Below are 17,319 nucleotides of genomic sequence, written 5' to 3' on the forward strand. Positions count from 1 at the left end.
ATCATACGGTATCCTCATTTATCTTAAACGTCCCGAGCATCTCGGTTATGCTGTCGTAAGCGTCGGGGTATCCTTTCTCGGGCAGCATCCAGTAGAACATCGCCGCGAAATCGCCCTGCTTCACGATCTTCATTTTCAGCTGATAGACCGAACCGTCGTCTTCGTTGACGGTCATGTGGAGATCGCCGCTGTCGTACTTGCCGAGCTTGTCCTCACCCACGAACTCCAAAGTGTACTTTTCCTTCGCGCCGAGATTCTTCGAGTAGTAGCCCGCAAGTTCAAGCGGCGTGTATTTCCCTATCAGACTGCTGTGGGAGTACACCGCGAAGAACGCCGCGTCCTCCTCGCCCTTGAAAATGAACGAGCAATCCTGATCCTGATCGGGCTCGTTGACGATCGTCCACTTGTCGGGGTCCACCCATATCGAAGCGTAATCGCAGATTATGCGGTTTACGCTGTCATACTCGGTGGGCACCGTATAGTTGTGAAGGTTCACGCCCTCAAGCGAGCCGCCGCTCTCCGCGGAAGTCTTTTCGATCTCAAGCGTGTGCAGCATATCAAAGTAATCCTCGGGATAGCCCTCGATGTCGAAGCGTACCAGCACATCGTCAACGCTCACAAATACAATGCCCGTGGTTTTATCCTCCGCATCGTCGGTGTAGCTGACGAGATGCCCCGAATACTTCCCGATCCTGACCTCCTCAGGTTCATAGATCGTGCATCCGCTCAGCGTCATGGAAAATATCTTGTAAAAATGATTCGCCGCGTAGATACTTCCGCACCTGTGGGACTCGTCACCGCTGTTGTAAAAACAGCTCACAGTCAGCTTCTTCCCGCCGTTTTTCACTGTGATCTCGTCCGCCGAGCTTTCGCCCTCCACCGACCAGAGCTTTGTGTCGGCGCTGATCGAAAAATACTCGTTCGAGATGATGCCGCTGTCCGCGTGATGCTCACAGCGCACGTTTTTGTAGTAGTCCAGGTCAGAGGCCTCGTCAAAGTACTCGTTCGGGTCAAAGTCGGGAACGGAAATGCTGTTGGCGAACAGACTGCCGTACTCGTCCCGCCAGCTTTGCATACCCTCATGGACCATACTGTCCGTGTCGATGCTGAAGCTCGGTCTTGATGACGTATCATCCTCCGAATATACGTGGGACTTTTCTTTAAGCGTGCCGAGATCTACCTTCGTCAGCATCGGTATCAGAGCCGCCGCAGCTCCGCCAAGTACCAGAAGCGTACCCGCCGCAGCCGCCGCGTTCATGCCCATGTTCTTTTTCAGTCGCTGTCTGCGCTCCGTCTCGGTGTTCATTCCCCTTTCGGGGGGAACGGCGCCGCAGCTCGGGCAGCAGTAATCGCCTATCCCGATCCCCGAACCGCAGAAGCTGCAAATGTTATCTCTTGCCATTGTTCTTTCTCTTTCTGAAATGTATCAACAGTGTACCGTCCTCAGCTAACCACGAGGTGTCCCAGAAAGTAACCCAGATCATAGGATGCTGCGTCTTCCAGGTCATTTTGCTGCGTACACTCCCCGATTATCACCAGATCCTTTACCTCGGTAAGATAGGTTATGATGTCCATGCCGTCCTCATGGCAGGTGATAATCATCCATTTCCTGCCTGCGATATCGGTCTCTTCGCTGTCGTGGGGACTGTACGGATTCAGCTCCATGTAGTAGCCGCAGACCTTCTCGAAGTCGAGCATCTTGTCCGCAGGTTTTCTGAGCACTTTCACATACATTAACGAACCAAAGTTCGAGCCGTCGCTTGCCTTATAATAATATGGCAGTTTCACACGGTCATCGCAGGTGACCTTTCCGAAACACGGTTTATCAGGGATCAGGATCTTCGCGGCATCCTCAAAAATCACCGTCTGTCCGTCAGTGGTACACTTCACACAGTTGTTACTGTTCAAAAATTCGTACACATCAGCCTCGGGAAGCTCGGTCTCCGGCGGTTCGGTCTCGGTCAACTCTGCCGCGGAAGTCTCCGCAGCGGCAGTCGTTTCCGCAGGGGGCTCGGTACTTTCCACGGGCGCTTCTATCATGGGTATCGCAATAGTCGTGACCATCGTCCCCGTCTGAGCCGCCGTCTCCTCCGCGCTATCAGCCGCCGAAATTTCCGTGCCGCTGTCAGCCGTCAGATCGCCGCTGTCCTTCCGCAGAGCGAGCCACACCGCGACCCCGATAAGCGCCGCGGTCAGCACCGCCGTCACGCTCCCGAAGATCATATTTATCCGCTTGTTGAGCTGTTCCGCCCTAAGCTCCTCTGGCTGTCTGCCGCCGAACGCCATATCAGTCGGTGAACTTCACGGACTCCGCCATCTTGATGAAATCTTCCGAAGCCGCCTCGAAACCGTCGCCGATACCGTTGAGGTTCATGACGAGATGCAGGTCGCCGTGGAAGCACTCAACGAACGTGAACCTGAAAATGATTCCGTCGCCGAGGTCGGTGGTAGCGTTGGTAAGATAACCCTTTTCGCCGTCGATCTCGATATCCTTGTTCTCGATGTCCTTGCAGCCCATCGCTTCGAGATCCTTGATGTTGATGTCGTGAGCCTCGTCAAGGGTGGGAACGGTCTGCTTGGTCGTGTCGATCTTGTCCGCGATCACGGAAACTGCGGAAGAGTTGTCGTTCGAGCGCAGGTACGCAGTGGTAACGAGCGCCGCATCTTCATCCTCAAGCGTCCAGACGTCACTGTTGACGTTGAAAGTCAGCAGGCGGCCGTCGAAAACGCCGTCTTTCAGGTCACCCTGAACTATCCTGCCGCCGTCATTGTCTTCCCTGTACACGAAACCCTCTGCGGTGATATTGCCGTTACCGCTATCTTCCGAGTCCGATTCAACGGACTCTTTGCCTTCATCGTCCGGATTTACGGACTGATCCTCCGTGCTCTCAGCAGTGCTGCTGTCTGATTTTTTGGACTGCTCTGCAACAGAAGAGCTGCCCGTCTTATCATTATCTTCCTTATCCTTGGCTCCGCAGCCCGCAAAAGCCGCCGCCATAACAAAAGCAGCCAGAACTGCGATGATTCTCCTGGTCTTCATCTTCACGATCTCCCTTACTATCCTTATTTTTGTACAGATATGTTTGCACGCAGCAGTGCCCGTAAGCCCTGCTGCGCACCATTGCAAACATTAGTGATGGAACAGTCTGATGCCGGTGAACGCCATCGCCATGCCGTACTTGTTGCAGGTCTCGATAACGTTGTCGTCGCGGATAGAGCCGCCCGGTTCAGCGATGTACTTAACGCCCGACTTGAAAGCTCTCTCGATGTTGTCGCCGAAGGGGAAGAACGCGTCAGAACCCAGCGCAACGTCGGTGTTCTTTGCGAGCCATGCCTTCTTTTCCTCGCGGGTGAATACCTCGGGCTTCACCTTGAAGATGTTCTGCCATGTGCCCTCTGCCAGCACGTCCTCGTACTCGTCGCCGATGTAAACGTCGATAGCGTTGTCGCGGTCAGCTCTGCGGATGTCGTCCTTGAACTGAAGACCCATTACCTGCGGCGACTGACGGAGCCACCAGTTGTCAGCCTTCTGACCTGCAAGGCGTGTGCAGTGGATACGCGACTGCTGACCTGCGCCAATGCCGATCGCCTGACCGTCCTTCACGTAGCAGACGGAGTTGGACTGAGTGTATTTCAGAGTGATGAGCGAGATGAGAAGATCCATCTTCTTGTCATCGGGGATGTCCTTGTTCTCGGTAACGACGTTTGCGAGCATATCGTTGTCGATGAGCAGTTCCTGTCTGCCCTGCTCGAAGGTCACGCCGAACACCTGCTTGCGCTCGATGGGGTTCGGAACATAGCTCTCGTCGATCTGAATGATGTTGTAAGTGCCCTTGCGCTTGGACTTGAGTATCTCCAGAGCCTCAGCCTCGTAACCCGGAGCGATAACGCCGTCGGATACCTCGCGCTGGATCATCTTCGCGGTGGAAACGTCGCAGACGTCCGAAAGTGCGATGAAGTCGCCGTAGCTGGACATTCTGTCAGCACCTCTCGCTCTTGCGTAAGCGCAGGCAAGGGGGCTGAGCTCGCCGAGATCGTCCACCCAGTAGATCTTCTTGAGGGTATCGGAAAGCGGCTTGCCTACGGCAGCGCCCGCAGGCGAAACGTGCTTGAAGGAAGTCGCAGCAGGCAGTCCCGTGATCTTCTTCAGCTCGCGCACCAGCTGCCAGCCGTTGAACGCGTCAAGCAGATTGATGTAGCCGGGCTTGCCGCAAAGCACAGTGATGGGCAGCTCGCTGCCGTCCTCCATGAACACCCTTGAGGGCTTCTGGTTCGGGTTACATCCGTATTTTAAAAGCATTTCGTTAGCCATTGGTAATTCCTCCAGTTCAAACCTTCTCAAACTTATTAACGATCTCAGTCTTCTCCTCGCCCGTTGCGATGTCGATGAATCTCACGAACAGCGATACCTTGTTGTCGGCGTTGAGCGAATCCCACAGACCCTTTGTGAACTCCCCGATGTCGTTGGGGATGCTGACCTTCTTGGGCTCACCCTCGAAGCTGGGCAGGGGCGAACCGTCGCCCATGTAGGTGTGGATGAAGTGACCGATGCCCGCAACGGGAGTCGAGTATGTGAAGGTGAAGCGCTCCACGCTGGAAGGGTCGCCGTCTGCGGACTTGAGTATCGACATGGCGTAGTTGTACTGACCGTCGCCGAGGTGCATGATACCCGATATTCTCGGAGTGTAGTTCGGAGCGTCGTCCTCGTACTCTCTGGTGCGAAGGCTCTGCTCAAAGGTCTGCTGCTTGTCCATCAGCTCATAGATAGTGTCGGTCTGATCGCCGTTGGTAACGATGGTCTTGTTGCCGAGCTTTCTCACTGGCGAGTAGATGATAAGGTGCGGATCGCTGAGCTTGCTTGGATCGGCAGCCTCAGTCTTGATGCCGTCCTCAGTCTCGGTGAACACGCGGTTGCGGCTGTTAACGCTGCGTCCCATGATGAAGTACGCGGTAACAGCGCTCTTTCCGTCAGCCGATCTTCCGATGACGATACCTCTTCCCGGGTAGCTGTTGCTTCTGAGTTCTTCGTAAATGTCCAGAGTTTTCATTGTGGATTACCTCCTTGAAATTTGATAAAAGTTAATATATAAAGTGATAATACCTGTCTGATGTTTTTCAGTCATCGAATTCTTCGTGCTCTTCTTCGCACGGCACGGGCTCGAATCCGCTCTGTAGCAGGATCCGTTCCGCATCCTCGGCAAAGGATCTGTTTGCGCCCCAGGAGAGATTGAGAAGTCCGCCGCCGCCTGCCGAACCGATAACCACAGCACCTGTGCTGTCCATTTCTCTGGACAGCAGTACGGTCAGCGCCGCATAATTGCCGTTTCTCATAAAATATCTCTCAAAGGATAAAAGCACCGCGCTGCCGCCGCATACCGTTTCCCCGCAGATAAATTCGGGTGAAAGACCGTACCTGAGATCTTCGGCGAGCTGTTCCAGCTGCATATCATCCAGAGCACAGTCCTTTTTCATTTTAATTATCTCTGCCATAGTGTTTACCTCACGCGATCAGATCGACCATGATGTCCCAGAACATATGCAGCGTTATCGGAACAAGGATATTCCTGTTCTTTATAAATGTAAGGCTGAAAATGATGCTGAGCACCATAATGGTGATGAATCCGCCGTTTGCGAACACCGCCACCAGCATCCCGCGCTTTATCCATATCGGGATATGTATCAGCAGGAACAGCAGGGCATTCAGCAGTATGCATGGCCATTGTTTCTTCTTTTCATCGCTGAGCGCGACATTCAAAAGCCAGCCGCGGAAGACCATCTCCTCCGTCAGACCCACAAACAGGTATCTGACGATCTGCACAGCCCCGAAATCGATGCTGATCTTCAGCGCCCCTGCCGCCTGATATTTCGGCAGGATTATCAGCGCCGCGAACAGCACGAACACAGGTATGCTCTTCAGCCAGTCCGCCTTGCTCGTGAACATCTCTTTGAGCGAGATATACAGCTCGTCCGAATAATGCCTCACCAGAAGCACCGCAGGCAAAGTCCATGCAAGATTCTTGATGATGACCGACTTCACGACCTCCGAAGCGACCGCATTCGGCACCGCTTCATCGATCTTCCCTTTGATGACCAGCTCAAAGACTGCCCATACAGCATAGAACACAACGGCAAATATCACCGCAGCCTTGCCCTTTGATAAACTCTTATCTGTTTTTTCCATGTTACTTTCCTTGACTTTTGTTAATCTTTTCACATCAGACCGTTATCTCTTTTTTCTTTCCCTTTCGGGCGGTCCTACTGTTTTTTCATCACTATAAGCGCCTTTATGCAGCTCACGAGCCCCACGACAGCGAACGCTCCGCCCGCTATCCTGAACATTGACGGCGATGAGCTCACCCCTTCAAGATAGCAGTAGGACGGTTCATTCGGGTCGTAAAACACCGTTACGCCCGACCCCTCCGAGACTCTTCTGCTCGTATACAGGCTCTCCGAATAGGTCTTTCCATCGACCGAATACTCAACAGTGACATGATAGTCCCTGTCGTCGCCCGTACCCGACTCCATGACCGAGACTGCCGTGCCGCTCACCTCAGCGGTGCAGCGCGACTTCCTCGAATCCCGACCGTTAGCTATCAGCGTCGCCGTCAGCACACCAACGATCATGCAAATCAGACCCATTATCAGGTCTCTCTTGGCTTTGCTCATATAACTGTACCTTTCTCCCGAATGCGGAAAAGCTCAGTCAACGTAAGCCCTGCCGTCGCGGACGGTTATCCTGTCCTCACAGAACAGCGCCACCGACTTTGGCAGTATCTTCCACTCAACGTTCTCCATGATGCGTTTCTGGAGCGTTTCGGGAGTGTCGTCGTTTCTGACCTCAACGGTGTCCTGCATGATTATCGGGCCGCCGTCGCACTCGGGGGTCACGAAATGCACCGTCGCGCCCGAGACCTTCACGCCCTTTTCCAGCGCCGCCTCGTGAACGTGCAGTCCGTAGAAGCCCTTTCCGCAGAAGCTCGGGATCAGTGCAGGGTGGATGTTCATCATCCTGTAGGGGAATGCCTCGAACGCCTGCTCGTCAAGTATCGTCATGAAGCCTGCGTAGACCACCAGGTCAGCCTTTTCCTCGATGAGCGCATCCGTAACAGCCCTCGTATAGCTCGCGATGTCGGCGTATTCCTTCCTCGCGATGACGCGGCTCTTTATCCCTGCGTTTGCCGCCCTTTCGAGCGCGTAAACGCCTTCCTTCGAGGAGATGACGCAGGTGATGCGTCCCTCTTTGATGATACCGCTGTTCTGCGCATCGATAAGCGCCTGCAAATTAGTTCCGCCGCCCGAAACGAGCACGCATATATTCTTCATTGTTACACCTCTTAATACGAATAAGCATTGCAGCATAAGTTCAGGAGTCAGAATGTTTCATTTTATATGTAATGAACAATATACCTGCCGCCGCTATAAGATCGACTATACTTGCCGCCAGACGGGCAGTTTTTGAGATCTCGATCTCCATTATACCGATCGCTGCCATGCACAGACTGACTACAATTATAATGACAGCCAGTATGATCTTTGCTTTTTTCACACTTATCACTACAAAAATATCCTGCTTTTATATACCCTCGCAGACAGCCGTGCCGTCTGCCATGAGCTTAACGTGTATCCTGTGTCCTGCAAAATAATCGGGTTCACAGCACAGTTCTAAGAATACGTCATCTGCCATATCAAGAGACTTCTCGAACTCCACCGTGATGTCAACAGGATAAAAGCTTGTTGAAAACTCCTCATCAGTGACTTCAACTTCTTCATCAGCCCCCTGACTTTCCCAGTCGCCCGCAAGCTCTGCCATGCCGCCTTTTATCATTGAACGTGCGACTTCGGGACGTGACTTTTCCGCAAGTTCCATTATTTTAAGAGCCGCAGTCACTGTCCTTTCGGGCAGACCCTCGGGAATATCAAAGCCGTCCATTATCTGCTCGTATTCGTCAAGAGTTATCTCATCATTCTCATATCTGCGGCGGGGTCCTTCGGCTAATTCATCAAACAGCCTGTCGCTCTCCTCGCCCAGCAGTTTTCTTTCAACATATATGGCAAAACGGACTTTCCTGCCCCACAGCGGAACACGTTCGTCAGTCTCGTAAAAGCCCATGCTCATGTCCTTGAAATCAGCAGAAGTCATAAACTCAGCGCCCCTTTTCATCAGCAGATGATAACGCCCTCATCACTCTCGACAAGCTCGCCGAGAACATAAGCTGTCTCGCCTGCCGCAGTAAGAGCTGCGATAGCCTTGTCAGCGTCGTTCTTGTCAACTACGACGGTCATTCCGACACCCATGTTGAAGGTGTTGAACATATCTCTCTCGGGGATCTTGCCTGTCTCCCGGATAACGTTGAAGATGGGCAGTACTCTTACAGCGCTGCGCTCGATCTTCGCGGACAGACCCTTCGGCAGCGAACGCGGGATGTTCTCGTAGAAGCCGCCGCCCGTGATGTGGGAGATGCTCTTTACGGTAACGCTGTCGATGAGGCTCATGATAGCCTTTACGTAAATTCTGGTCGGGGTCAGCAGCACGCTTCCGAGGGGTGCGCCGAGATCGGAGTTGTGTCTTGCAAGGTTCTGCTCGTTAACGGTGAACACCTTTCTTACCAGCGAGAAGCCGTTGGAGTGAACGCCGCTGGAAGCGATAGCGATCATAACGTCGCCAGCCTTCTGGGTGTCGGGCTTGAGCAACTTGTCCTTGTCAACGATACCTACCGAGAAGCCTGCCAGGTCGTACTCGTCCTCGGGCATAAGACCCGGGTGCTCGGCAGTCTCGCCGCCGATGAGTGCGCAGCCTGCCTGAACGCAGCCCTCAGCCACGCCCGAAACGATCTCCGCGATCTTCTCGGGGATGTTCTTGCCGCAGGCGATGTAGTCAAGGAAGAACTGGGGCTTAGCGCCGCAGCAGATGATGTCGTTGACGCACATAGCAACGCAGTCGATGCCGACGGTGTCGTGCTTGTCCATAAGGAACGCCAGCTTGATCTTTGTGCCTACGCCGTCCGTGCCCGATACGAGAACAGGCTTGCTGATGCCCGTCATATCCAGCTCGAACAGACCGCCGAATCCGCCGATACCGCCGATAGCGCCTGCGGTCATAGTCCTTGCGACGTACTGCTTCATCAGTTCTACCGATCTGTAACCTGCGGTAACGTCAACGCCGGCTTCCTTGTAGCTTTCAGAAAAACTTTTCATATCATTATTCCTTTCGCGTTTTGCATTATACGGTTGTTCTTACCGAATCAAATAACATAAAATAAGTCGGGGTTCAAGTATAGATCTCGCCAAACTCCGACCATTCCTTTCTTGTACTGATATCTCCTCAGCAAGGTAGGTCGGGTGCGGTGAAAGAGCATATCTTTTCAGCCCTGCCCCATCAGTGCTGTCTGTCGGAAAATATCATTTCCGCAGCCTCCTGCGGCGAACCTGCCAGATACTCCGCCGCGGCATCGTGAGCCTCTTCCCTGCTCCCGTAACCCCAGAGGGCGTACATACACGGCAGACCCAGCGCGTGAGCGCCGTCGGCGTCCTGCCGCCTGTCGCCGATCATCAGGACTCCCGAACGGTCGGTGATGCCGAGCCGTCCGAGCACGTACTCTATGACCTTGTCCTTGCGGTCGCGCTTCCCCTCAAGGTCGCCGCCGCCTATCACCTCGAAATATCCGCTGAGCCCGAACTTATCGAGTATCCTCACCGCGAACACCTCGGGCTTGCTGGTCGCCACAGCCATGCGCAGACCTGCGCTTTTCAGCCTGTCCAGCATTTCCGTAACGCCGCCGTACACCTCGTTCTCAAACAGCCCCACCGCAGAATATCTCTCACGGTAGTGCCGCACAGCCTCGGCAGTCCTTTCCGCGTCGTGACCGCACAGCTTCCCGAAGCTGTCGTAGAGCGGCGGCCCGACGAACTGCATCATATCCTCGGGGCATTCGATACCCATTATCCCCAGCGAATGTCTGAAGCAGTTGAGTATCCCCGCCGCCGAGTCGGTCAGCGTTCCGTCCAGGTCAAAGAGGAGCGTATCGAATCTGCTCACAGCGCCGCTATCTGCTCCTGAAGAGCCTTGTCTTTCGCGACAACACCCTCGACCATCTCGGTCTTAGCCTTTTCGAGCTGTGCCGCCAGTCCCTCGTCCGAGAGAGCCAGCATCTCTATCGCGAGAACAGCCGCGTTCTTGGCGCCGTTGACCGCAACAGTCGCAACGGGTATTCCCGAAGGCATCTGAACGGTAGCCAGCAGTGCGTCAAGACCCTCGAAGGTAGACTTTATCGGGATGCCGATAACGGGAAGAGTAGTGTTTCCTGCGATGACGCCCGCAAGATGTGCCGCCATGCCTGCCGCGCAGATTATCACGCCGAAGCCGTCAGCCTTAGCGTTCTGTGCGAATTCTGCCGCAAGTGCGGGGGTCCTGTGAGCGCTCATAACTCTGCACTCAAAGGGAACACCGTATTTTTTCAGCTCTGTAAGTGCGTTCTTGACAACGGGGAAATCGCTGTCACTGCCCATGATTACTGCGACCTTTTTCATACCTAATGACCTCCTAATAAAAAAACAGCAGCTAATTTGGTGTCAGACTGCTGTTTTCGGATGCTTTTTTATGCACTTCGAGTACAAAAAGCAAAGGGTACTGCCGTTTTCAGCGGCGAACACCCCGAAAGGCTCAGATGTACAAAGTCTTTCGCTCGGCAACATAGTCTTTACCTCTTTTACTCATAGTACAATATTATTTTACTATATTTCCGAGGAAATTTCAATAGGAATAACCACACAAATTGTTACAGATTTGTTAATTCTCGTTCATGATTCACCCCTTTCCTGCAAAACACAGTAAAATATTCACACCCTGCCCCGTCGCCGATGCGGCCGCTCCCGAGCCTTTCGGCGAGCTGTTCGCGCTGCACCGCCGTCAGCTGCGAAAGCGCCTCTTCCCTCACTCGCCCCGAACACACCGCGTTCAGGTAAGCGAGCGGCATATCACGCCTGCCCGATAAATGCGAACTGTACATTTTTTCTCCCTCCTGTTATCCAAGTCTGCGAATTACCGCACATCTATTATCCCCCATATCCGAAAGTTGATACCGTGAAAAAAACACAGGTTGACAAATCGGGAAAATAGTGTTAAACTGATTATTATATCAGTCAATTTTCCCCTGTTTGAACAAGATTCGGGTTTGCGGTGCTGACTGCGGGTTTTACCGTGGGAAACCCGCACTCACCCCGTAAATTATCAGGAATAAAGGGTGTTACATTATTCATAAGGAGACCGCCGATGGAAGGATTGTACGAAGTCAGGACGATAAACCGCCTGCTTGAAAAATACGGGTTCAGCTTCTCGAAAAAGCTGGGGCAGAATTTCCTTATCAACCCCTCGGTCTGCCCGAGGATAGCCGAGATGGGCAACGCGCAGAAGGGTTTCGGCGTCATCGAGGTCGGGACGGGCTTCGGCGTGCTCACCCACGAGCTTGCGAAACGCGCCGACAAGGTCTGCGCCGTCGAGCTGGACGAGCGCTTAATACCCGTGCTGGAAGAGACCCTCGCCGAGCACGACAATGTGAAAATATTCAACGCCGACATAATGGAATTCGACCTCCACAAGCTCATCGCCGAAGAGTTTGAAGGGCTTGAAGTCGTAGTCTGCGCGAATCTGCCCTACTACATCACCTCCCCTGTCATCATGCGGCTTCTTGAAGAGCGCCTGCCGATACGTTCGGTGACGGTCATGGTGCAGAAGGAAGCAGGTGTGCGCCTGTGCGCTCCCCTCGCGACCCGCGACTGCGGAGCGGTGACCTTCGCGGTGCGCTACTTCTCCGAGCCGAAACAGCTTTTCAACGTCTCCAGGGGCAGTTTCTACCCCGCGCCGAACGTTGACAGCTGCGTCATCCGCTTCGACATCCGCGGGGAGACCCCCGACTGCGTCACCGACGAAAAGCACTTCTTCAAAGTCGTCAGAGCCGCATTCCAGCAGCGCAGAAAGACCCTCTGCAACTCCGTTTCGGGAACGCTGGGTCTGGACAAGTCGCTGGTCGGCGAAGCGGCGGCGGCGGCAGGTCTTTCGCCGTCGGTGCGCCCCGAAGCCATGTCCCTCGAACAGATGGCGGCTTTTTCCGAAGAGCTGAAAAAACTCTGCGAAAAGTGAGCCTTTATCCCGATCATGGCGAGCCGAACCGTATGTGATCTTTATCCGTCCTCGGTTCGTATCGAATAATAATACATCATTCGTTCCACGCGGAACATCCGTCGGTAATTCTGCCGCGATGCTCCGCGTGGAACATTTTTCTTGCCGACGGCCGTGTGAATCTCGGAGACCCGAATTTCACGGTGCATTTTCGACGCACTATCTGCCGCAAAACATCGGACGGGTGTCCGTCGGGCGACATATACCGACAGCTTCCGCAGGAAAAATATGCTACAATGTCTTTGAACGATTTTTCAAAGGAAGTGCAAAGACATGAACAAGCTCAAAGAAAAGATCAAGCCTGCCGAATGCGGAGACCTGCTGCGCTCCCGCGAGCTGCACAGGGGAAAGACTTATCTGGCTAAATTCTCGCTGACGGCTGCCGCCGCGTTCCTTGCGGGCTTCGGAAAAATGATCGGCTTCCCGTCGTACATGAGCGTCGCGGTGGCTGCCGTTTCTGGGCAGTTCGCAGGGGCGGCGCTGCTGGGGACGGCGGTGTCGGCGGCGGTACAGGGCAGCCTTGCGGCACAGGCGGTGCAGCTGGGGGCGATATTCATTTTCGCGGCGATGAGCGTTTTCTTCCCCCACTGGTCGCGAAACGGCGACCCCGTCCGACTCTCGCTGACGACGGCGGCGGTATGCCTGCTGCTGAGCGTGATGATGAGCGCCGCCGACAGCGCCAGCTTCACCGTCTCGATGCGGATGATAAGCTCTCTGATGTGCGCCTGCATCGTCTACGCGGCGGCGTATGTGGGGCAGCGTTCAGCTTCGGGTCAGCCGATCCGCGTACAGGGTCTGACGGCGGTGTACCTCTCGATGATATACATAGTCACGGTCTGCACCCTCTGTTCGGTGAGGATAGGCCCCTTCACCGCAGGCAGGGTCCTCGCCTGCGCCGTGATACCTGCCGCCGCGAAAAAGCGCAGAGCCGCAGGCGGCGCCGTCATGGGCGCTCTCACGGCGGTCTCGGTGACGATGTGCTCGGCGACACTGGCAGTCAACACCATGCTGCTGGCGGCGGCAGGTCTGATAAGCTCGGCTTTCGGCGGGCTCGGCAGACTGGCTTCGGGGATAGCGTTCATGGTCTCGGCTTCGGCGGCGCTTGGTACGGCAGGGCTCAACGCCGACACGTTCAATATGCTCGCCGATATCATAGCGGGGACGGCGATCTTCGCGGCGATGCCTTCGAGACTTTCCTCACGGATAGCTTCAAAATTCATGATATTCGGCTCGGCGGCGGACAGCGCGGGACAAACGGCTTCATCGCGGCTGACCTTCGCGGCGATGACCATCTCGGACATCCGTCAGAAGCTCGCCCTCGTGTCGGAAACGGTGGAGAGCCGCGCCGAGACCCCGACCCTCGCCGACAGGGTCACCGACTCGCTCTGCGCGGGCTGCCGTCTGTACGACGACTGCCGAAAGAACGGCACGGCGCTTCGGCTGTCGAGGTCGATAGACAGGTGCGCCGACGCGCCTTCCGCGGCAGGCTGCATACGCGCCGGCAGACTCAGCGAAACGGTGGCGGATTGCAGGCGCGAACAGCTGGCAGACCGCGCCGAAGCGATGCGTATGAAGGAGATGCGGCTGATGCTCCGCGAACAGCTCGGGGCGATGAGCGACATCCTCAACGACCTGTCGTGCAGGCTTTCGCGGCGGAGAGAGACCGACGCGAAGCTCTCGGCGGCGGCGCGGAGCTACTTCGAGAGGCAGGGTTTCAGAGGTGTGAGGGCGTGCGTTTACACCGACGAGAGCGGCAGCAGGCACGCGGAAGTCTATCTGACAGGAGAGTTCGAGGGGGAGGCGCTGTCGGTGACGGCGGGGCTTTGCAGGACACTCGAATGCGACCTCGAACTGCCAGAGGTGACTTCGGCGAGCAGCATCACGAAGCTGGAATTCGATGAGATACCGCCCTTCGCCGCGGATTTCGGCAGCTATTCGGCGCTGGGCAGCGAGTCGAGCTGTTCGGGGGACACGGTGATGACGACGGGGGCTTCGGCAGGCGAACGGTACGTGCTCCTCTCGGACGGGATGGGCACGGGCAAACGCGCAAGGCTCGACTCGGAGCTGACCGTCAACCTTGCGGAGCGGCTGCTCAGGTCGGGACTGACGATGGCGACCGCACAGAAGGTCATCGGGTCGGTGATGCAGGTGAAGGAATGGGACGAGAGCTTCGCGACCCTCGACTTCCTGCGGCTCGACCTGTTCTCGGGGAGGGCGGAGTTCCTCAAGTCGGGGGCTGCGCCTGCATGGCTGTGCCGCGACGGCAGCGCCGTGAAGATAGGCTGCACTTCCTTCCCGACGGGGATCCTCCACGGCTGCGACCCCGACGTTTACTCCTGCAAGCTGTTCGACGGCGACCTTCTGCTGCTGGCGTCGGACGGAGCGAGCGAACAGGCTCTCGGGGAGACGGCGGCACTGGCTTACGAGTTCCCGTCGCTGACCGCCGAGGAGCTTGCGCTTCGGGCAGGATGTGCCTGCACGAAGATGGCAGAGGGCAGATCGGACGACATAACCGTAGCCGCCGTGAAGATATCCCTTCGTCAGGGCAGCCGTATGAGAGCATTTACATGAGGTATTCCTATAAAACATACCTGAAAAAAGTCCTGCCGACAGCCTCGGAAGGGGCTCATTCGGCTCCGCAAGCGCTTTATCAGTACAAAAAATATGACTTTTTGATAGACAAACCCCTCGGAAGTTCAAAAAAAGTCTAACGTTTCGGTCAAAGTATACAAAACGGCGTGTTTAAATATGTAGAAAAATGAAAAATATCACCAAAGCTCTTGCATTTTTGTTCAAAATGGTTTAAAATAATATTATAACAAATAACTATGTCCGCTCTGCGGGCTGACGTTGTTAGATTTTAATCAAGAATATTATTTAATTTCAGAGTATAAGGAGGACTGTAAAATGGCAATAAGAGTACCCGATGATTACGAGCTTCCCCTTTACCTTTTCCATGAAGGCTCGCTTTTCACCGCTTACGACTTTTTCGGCTGCCACCCCGTGACACGGGACGGCGCTGAGGGTCACGTATTCAGAGTCTGGGCACAGAATGCCAAGGGCGTATCCCTCGTCGGCGATTTCAACGGCTGGGACGCAAACGCCACCCGCATGGAACAGCTCGGCACTACGGGCGTATGGGAAGTATTCGTAACGGGACTTGAAACTTACGCAGGATACAAGTACGCGGTCACAGGCTGCGACGGCAAGACACGAATGAAAGCCGACCCCTACGGCACCCACATGGGCGTTACCCCCGAGACCGAGTCGAAAGTATTCGACATCTCGGGCTACAAATGGGGCGACAAGAAATATCAGGATAAGAAGGCCAAGAGCAATATCTACGACAGCCCGATGAACATTTACGAAGTTCATCTGAACTCGTGGAAGGCCTGCACTACAGGCAAGTACTACAGCTATCAGGGCTTCGCGAAGGAGATAATCCCCTACCTTCAGGAAATGGCTTACACTCACATCGAGTTCATGCCGCTGGCAGAGTTCCCCTTCGACGGTTCGTGGGGCTATCAGGGCATCGGCTACTATGCGCCGACCTCTCGCTTCGGCACTCCGCACGACTTCATGGAGATGGTCGACCTCTTCCATCAGGCAGGCATAGCGGTCATCCTCGACTGGGTGCCCGCACACTTCCCGAGGGATGAGGCAGGACTGTTCGAGTTCGACGGTTCGCCTTCCTACGAGTACGCCGACCCGAAGAAGCGCGACCACTACGCATGGGGCACGAGAGTGTTCGACTACGGCAGACCCGAAGTCCGCAGCTTCCTTATCTCCAACGCCATGTACTGGCTGGACAGATACCACATCGACGGTCTGAGAGTTGACGCGGTGGCTTCAATGCTGTACCTCGACTACGACAGACGCGACGGCGAATGGACTCCCAACGAGTTCGGCGGCCACGAGAACCTTGAGGCTATCGAGTTCTTCCACAGGCTGAACGAGACTGTGTTCGGCAAGTTCCCGAACGCGCTGATGATAGCTGAGGAATCCACCGCATGGCCGATGGTAACAAAGCCCGTTTCGGACGGCGGCCTCGGCTTCAACTTCAAGTGGAACATGGGCTGGATGAACGATATGCTCAAATATATGCAGATGGACCCGATACACAGGGCGTTCCATCACGATATGCTGACCTTCTCGTTCTTCTACGCTTTCTCGGAGAACTTCATACTGCCTATCTCCCACGATGAGGTCGTTCACGGCAAGGCTTCGCTGGTGAACAAGATGTTCGGCGCGGACGTTGACATGAAGTTCGCACAGGCAAGGCTGTTCATGGCTTACATGACCGCTCACCCCGGAAAGAAACTGCTGTTCATGGGCAGTGAGTTCGCTCAGTTCAAGGAGTGGGACTACGAGAACGGTCTCGAGTGGTTCATGGTGGATGAGTTCGAGCAGCACAGGAACTACCTGAAATACGTAAAGACGCTCAACAATCTGTACAAGAATACTCCTGCTCTGTGGCAGAGGGATTTCTCCTGGGAGGGCTTCTCCTGGATATCCAACGACGACTACAGACAGAGCATCATCATATTCAGACGCTTCGACAAGGAGGGCAACGAGGTCATCGTGGTATGCAACTTCGTTCCCGTTGCAAGAACGAGCTACTGCTTCGGCGTTCCTTACGCCGGAGAATACACCGAAGTGCTCAACTGCACATCCCTTGACGGCTCGCCCGTGACAAACGGCACTGTACACTCGAAGGAAGTGGCTATGCACGGTCTTGAACACAGCATCTGCATCGACATCCCCGCTTACGGCTGCCTGTACTTCACCATCAAGAAGGACAAGCCGAAGAAGACGGCTGCAAAGAAGAGCGCTGCCGAGTCGGGTGACGAGGTGAAGACTGAGCCGAAGAAGCGCGGAAGAAAGCCGAAGGCTGAGACCGCCGAGGTCAAGACCGAGGCAAAGGCAGAGCCGAAAAAGCGCGGCAGAAAACCGAAGGCTGAGACCGCTGAGGTCAAGACCGAGGCAAAGGCAGAGCCGAAAAAGCGCGGCAGAAAACCGAAGGCTGAAACGGCTGAGGTCAAGGCAGAGACCGCCGCTCCCAAAAAGCGCGGAAGAAAACCTAAGACCGACAAATAATGTTTTCAACGGCGTGAGCCGCGGATAGGACAACGGCTCCATGCGTT

General features: G+C 55.0%; 18 protein-coding genes. 3 read left to right on the forward strand and 15 right to left on the reverse strand.

Annotated features, from left to right (window positions below):
- Position 1: 1 nt before the first annotated feature.
- From BT142_RS13930 to BT142_RS14000, 15 genes are all read right to left on the reverse strand, one after another.
- Positions 2-1,402: a hypothetical protein gene (locus BT142_RS13930; protein ID WP_072418797.1), complete on the reverse strand. Its 1,401-nt coding sequence runs from the start codon at positions 1,400-1,402 to the stop codon at positions 2-4.
- Positions 1,403-1,443: 41 nt separating this feature from the next.
- Entirely contained in the window at positions 1,444-2,286 is an 843-nt protein-coding gene (locus BT142_RS13935; RefSeq protein ID WP_072418798.1) for a hypothetical protein, read from the reverse strand.
- Position 2,287: 1 nt separating this feature from the next.
- Positions 2,288-3,040, reverse strand: coding sequence for a hypothetical protein (locus tag BT142_RS13940; RefSeq protein WP_072418799.1), 753 nt, complete (start codon positions 3,038-3,040; stop codon positions 2,288-2,290).
- A gap of 90 nt (positions 3,041-3,130) precedes the next feature.
- Entirely contained in the window at positions 3,131-4,312 is a 1,182-nt protein-coding gene (locus tag BT142_RS13945) for a phosphoribosylaminoimidazolecarboxamide formyltransferase (protein WP_072418800.1), read from the reverse strand.
- A gap of 16 nt (positions 4,313-4,328) precedes the next feature.
- Complete coding sequence (locus BT142_RS13950; RefSeq protein WP_072418801.1) at positions 4,329-5,048, reverse strand: IMP cyclohydrolase; 720 nt, start codon at positions 5,046-5,048, stop codon at positions 4,329-4,331.
- Between the two features lie 67 nt (positions 5,049-5,115).
- Positions 5,116-5,490, reverse strand: coding sequence for a DUF6054 family protein (locus tag BT142_RS13955; RefSeq protein WP_139182245.1), 375 nt, complete (start codon positions 5,488-5,490; stop codon positions 5,116-5,118).
- Between the two features lie 10 nt (positions 5,491-5,500).
- Complete coding sequence (locus BT142_RS13960; RefSeq protein WP_072418803.1) at positions 5,501-6,181, reverse strand: CPBP family intramembrane glutamic endopeptidase; 681 nt, start codon at positions 6,179-6,181, stop codon at positions 5,501-5,503.
- 74 nt (positions 6,182-6,255) lie between these two features.
- Entirely contained in the window at positions 6,256-6,666 is a 411-nt protein-coding gene (locus tag BT142_RS13965; protein WP_072418804.1) for a DUF3592 domain-containing protein, read from the reverse strand.
- 33 nt (positions 6,667-6,699) lie between these two features.
- Positions 6,700-7,323 carry a phosphoribosylglycinamide formyltransferase gene (gene purN, locus BT142_RS13970; protein WP_072418805.1) on the reverse strand — a complete coding sequence of 208 codons (624 nt, stop codon included), beginning with the start codon at positions 7,321-7,323 and terminating at the stop codon, positions 6,700-6,702.
- A gap of 40 nt (positions 7,324-7,363) precedes the next feature.
- Positions 7,364-7,492 carry a hypothetical protein gene (locus BT142_RS19890; protein WP_278277574.1) on the reverse strand — a complete coding sequence of 43 codons (129 nt, stop codon included), beginning with the start codon at positions 7,490-7,492 and terminating at the stop codon, positions 7,364-7,366.
- An 81-nt stretch (positions 7,493-7,573) separates the two neighbouring features.
- Positions 7,574-8,140 carry a DUF2262 domain-containing protein gene (locus BT142_RS13980; protein ID WP_175444961.1) on the reverse strand — a complete coding sequence of 189 codons (567 nt, stop codon included), beginning with the start codon at positions 8,138-8,140 and terminating at the stop codon, positions 7,574-7,576.
- 20 nt (positions 8,141-8,160) lie between these two features.
- Positions 8,161-9,195, reverse strand: a complete 1,035-nt coding sequence (gene purM / locus BT142_RS13985) for a phosphoribosylformylglycinamidine cyclo-ligase (protein WP_072418808.1) — start codon at positions 9,193-9,195, stop codon at positions 8,161-8,163.
- Between the two features lie 181 nt (positions 9,196-9,376).
- Positions 9,377-10,036, reverse strand: coding sequence for an HAD hydrolase-like protein (locus BT142_RS13990; RefSeq protein ID WP_072418809.1), 660 nt, complete (start codon positions 10,034-10,036; stop codon positions 9,377-9,379).
- Positions 10,033-10,527, reverse strand: a complete 495-nt coding sequence (gene purE / locus BT142_RS13995) for a 5-(carboxyamino)imidazole ribonucleotide mutase (protein WP_072418810.1) — start codon at positions 10,525-10,527, stop codon at positions 10,033-10,035. Before purE ends, BT142_RS13990 begins: the two co-directional genes overlap by 4 nt.
- 248 nt (positions 10,528-10,775) lie before the next feature.
- Positions 10,776-11,006 carry a hypothetical protein gene (locus BT142_RS14000; RefSeq protein ID WP_072418811.1) on the reverse strand — a complete coding sequence of 77 codons (231 nt, stop codon included), beginning with the start codon at positions 11,004-11,006 and terminating at the stop codon, positions 10,776-10,778.
- Positions 11,007-11,269: 263 nt separating this feature from the next.
- Between BT142_RS14000 and rsmA the strand changes: the two genes are divergently transcribed.
- From rsmA to glgB, 3 genes are all read left to right on the forward strand, one after another.
- The gene (gene rsmA / locus BT142_RS14005; protein ID WP_072418812.1) at positions 11,270-12,136 is read left to right on the forward strand and encodes a 16S rRNA (adenine(1518)-N(6)/adenine(1519)-N(6))-dimethyltransferase RsmA; all 867 of its coding nucleotides are present in this window, start codon (positions 11,270-11,272) and stop codon (positions 12,134-12,136) included.
- 312 nt (positions 12,137-12,448) lie between these two features.
- Complete coding sequence (locus tag BT142_RS14010) at positions 12,449-14,746, forward strand: SpoIIE family protein phosphatase (RefSeq protein WP_072418813.1); 2,298 nt, start codon at positions 12,449-12,451, stop codon at positions 14,744-14,746.
- Between the two features lie 336 nt (positions 14,747-15,082).
- Positions 15,083-17,272, forward strand: a complete 2,190-nt coding sequence (glgB, locus tag BT142_RS14015) for a 1,4-alpha-glucan branching protein GlgB (protein ID WP_072418814.1) — start codon at positions 15,083-15,085, stop codon at positions 17,270-17,272.
- Positions 17,273-17,319: the final 47 nt, after the last annotated feature.

Source organism: Ruminococcus sp. YE71 (genome assembly GCF_900119155.1).
Lineage (GTDB): Bacteria > Bacillota > Clostridia > Oscillospirales > Ruminococcaceae > YE71.

What these genes read in the sequence shown, in the direction of transcription:
- BT142_RS13930 (WP_072418797.1), bottom strand. Translation starts at nt 1,402, where the DNA reads ATGGCAAGAGATAACATTTGCAGCTTCTGCGGTTCGGGGATCGGGATA.
- BT142_RS13935 (WP_072418798.1), bottom strand. Translation starts at nt 2,286, where the DNA reads ATGGCGTTCGGCGGCAGACAGCCAGAGGAGCTTAGGGCGGAACAGCTC.
- BT142_RS13940 (WP_072418799.1), bottom strand. Translation starts at nt 3,040, where the DNA reads ATGAAGACCAGGAGAATCATCGCAGTTCTGGCTGCTTTTGTTATGGCG.
- BT142_RS13945 (WP_072418800.1), bottom strand. Translation starts at nt 4,312, where the DNA reads ATGGCTAACGAAATGCTTTTAAAATACGGATGTAACCCGAACCAGAAG.
- BT142_RS13950 (WP_072418801.1), bottom strand. Translation starts at nt 5,048, where the DNA reads ATGAAAACTCTGGACATTTACGAAGAACTCAGAAGCAACAGCTACCCG.
- BT142_RS13955 (WP_139182245.1), bottom strand. Translation starts at nt 5,490, where the DNA reads ATGGCAGAGATAATTAAAATGAAAAAGGACTGTGCTCTGGATGATATG.
- BT142_RS13960 (WP_072418803.1), bottom strand. Translation starts at nt 6,181, where the DNA reads ATGGAAAAAACAGATAAGAGTTTATCAAAGGGCAAGGCTGCGGTGATA.
- BT142_RS13965 (WP_072418804.1), bottom strand. Translation starts at nt 6,666, where the DNA reads ATGAGCAAAGCCAAGAGAGACCTGATAATGGGTCTGATTTGCATGATC.
- purN (WP_072418805.1), bottom strand. Translation starts at nt 7,323, where the DNA reads ATGAAGAATATATGCGTGCTCGTTTCGGGCGGCGGAACTAATTTGCAG.
- BT142_RS19890 (WP_278277574.1), bottom strand. Translation starts at nt 7,492, where the DNA reads ATGGCAGCGATCGGTATAATGGAGATCGAGATCTCAAAAACTGCCCGT.
- BT142_RS13980 (WP_175444961.1), bottom strand. Translation starts at nt 8,140, where the DNA reads ATGACTTCTGCTGATTTCAAGGACATGAGCATGGGCTTTTACGAGACT.
- purM (WP_072418808.1), bottom strand. Translation starts at nt 9,195, where the DNA reads ATGAAAAGTTTTTCTGAAAGCTACAAGGAAGCCGGCGTTGACGTTACC.
- purE (WP_072418810.1), bottom strand. Translation starts at nt 10,527, where the DNA reads ATGAAAAAGGTCGCAGTAATCATGGGCAGTGACAGCGATTTCCCCGTT.
- BT142_RS14000 (WP_072418811.1), bottom strand. Translation starts at nt 11,006, where the DNA reads ATGTACAGTTCGCATTTATCGGGCAGGCGTGATATGCCGCTCGCTTAC.
- rsmA (WP_072418812.1), top strand. Translation starts at nt 11,270, where the DNA reads ATGGAAGGATTGTACGAAGTCAGGACGATAAACCGCCTGCTTGAAAAA.
- BT142_RS14010 (WP_072418813.1), top strand. Translation starts at nt 12,449, where the DNA reads ATGAACAAGCTCAAAGAAAAGATCAAGCCTGCCGAATGCGGAGACCTG.
- glgB (WP_072418814.1), top strand. Translation starts at nt 15,083, where the DNA reads ATGGCAATAAGAGTACCCGATGATTACGAGCTTCCCCTTTACCTTTTC.